Annotated in this window: 1 pseudogene; it reads right to left on the reverse strand. The window is 37.7% G+C overall.

What is annotated here, in order from left to right:
* A pseudogene (locus AB5935_RS25250) lies at nucleotides 1–1,710 on the reverse strand (hypothetical protein); the annotation flags it as partial.

Consider the following 1,710-nt stretch of genomic DNA (forward strand, 5'->3'; position numbering starts at 1 on the left):
GTTAAGTATGGACAAGTTGTATCTTTGCCTTCAGCATCGACAAATTTGAATGAAGGAGCAGTCAAACCATAAATAGCGAGTGGAGTAGCTGTGCCAAACTCAACTTGGTCATCTACCTGACTACCATCTTTCCACATAGCTTTACCTCTCATATCATTCCAACTAAATCCATCGGCCAAAGGATAAACACCAGCCTTGCTGTTCAGTTCTACTGCTTTCTTACCAGCAACCCAAGAACCACTAATATCATTGATATTTACATCAGCTGTTAATTTCTGAAGAGGTGTAGTCGTACCCGCTAAAGACACTGTAGCAACGATTTGTACTTTCGCATCTTTTCCGTCTGTAGTCTTACCTGTATAGTCATCCTTCCTAAATGTCAATGTCGGTTCACTATAGCCAATACCTTCAATCTTATTCCAATTAGGAACATCAATTTTCAAAGTAGCACCTGTAACACCAGTAACAGCTGCCTGCACAGCAGAATAGTTAGTAAACAGCTTGGATAAATCATAGCTCAAAGTAATAGAAGATGGTTTTTCTTCCTGATCCAGTGTTGGAGTAAATCCAACTTTACCAGCTGTTGCTGTTCCACCCCAAAGATATTTATCTACTGCTAACTCTGCAATTTCAGGGTTTTGTACTGTAATAGTAGCAGTAACTATAATTTCTCTACCATCAGAAGTAAATTTAGCCTTAATAGGATAAACACCGGCAGGAGTTTGTGCTGCAATGACAGCTGTTAATTCATTTTTAGAAGAAGGATCTGTAGAAATAGCAAAATAAACCTTATCAGTTACTTCTTTCACTACTTCACCTGTCAAAGTTTGGAATTCAGTAAGAGTCAACTTCACGTCTTCAGCATCATAAATCTTATTCAATGGGAATTTCGAAGCTGCAACAGTTTGTGCGTCATTACTCCAAGTTGCAGGTTCAATCTTACCATAATCAATAGTAGCTTTTTTAGTTGTCTTAGTAACAGTCACTGTACCAATCTTCTTATCAGCAGCAGGAGTATAGAAGCCTGCAGCAGTCACTTTCGCATTAACATCTGTAACTTGGCCAATATAACTTGGAGTCTCATAGGCATTCAGCATTACAGCAGTACCACTAACCTTGAAGTAAGTGTCATTAACTACACTAAATGTTGTAGTCAAAGATTTTGGATCAAAGCCTGGATATTCAGACAATTCAACCTCTGACGGAGTAGTTCCATCTGCACTATTAGATACAGATAATACAACACGACCTTTACCGTTATATTCTGCCTTGCCATCTTTAACATCGTAAGGAATTTCCAAATCTACATCAGCATCTACTTTATAATATGCATCTACCAAATATTTCTTACCTACAATAGCAGCAAAATAGTCAGAAGTAATATCTGTTTTACCTAATGTTCCTACTTTATCTTCTTTAGTAACTACGTGCATACATACAGCAAAGCTCTTTGTTGCATTAGACTTAATTGTATAAGTTACTAAACCACCATCTATAACCGGTTCACCAACTATCACAAACTGATCTACCTGCACTGCTCTCGTCATTTCTCTGTCTGCACTGAAAGTCACATCATAATTATCAACAAATGATTCAGCAGCATCAGCAGGAGAAATACGGAACATGACTTCTTGAGTAGAAGCACCATCGAGAGTTATTTTTCCATAATTGGCGTCTGTAGCTTTTGCTTTTGCATATAATGTAGTAAAG

Source organism: Phocaeicola sp. RTP21198st1_B8_RTP21198_201120 (genome assembly GCF_040929485.1).
In the GTDB taxonomy this organism is placed as follows: Bacteria; Bacteroidota; Bacteroidia; order Bacteroidales; family Bacteroidaceae; genus Phocaeicola; species Phocaeicola dorei.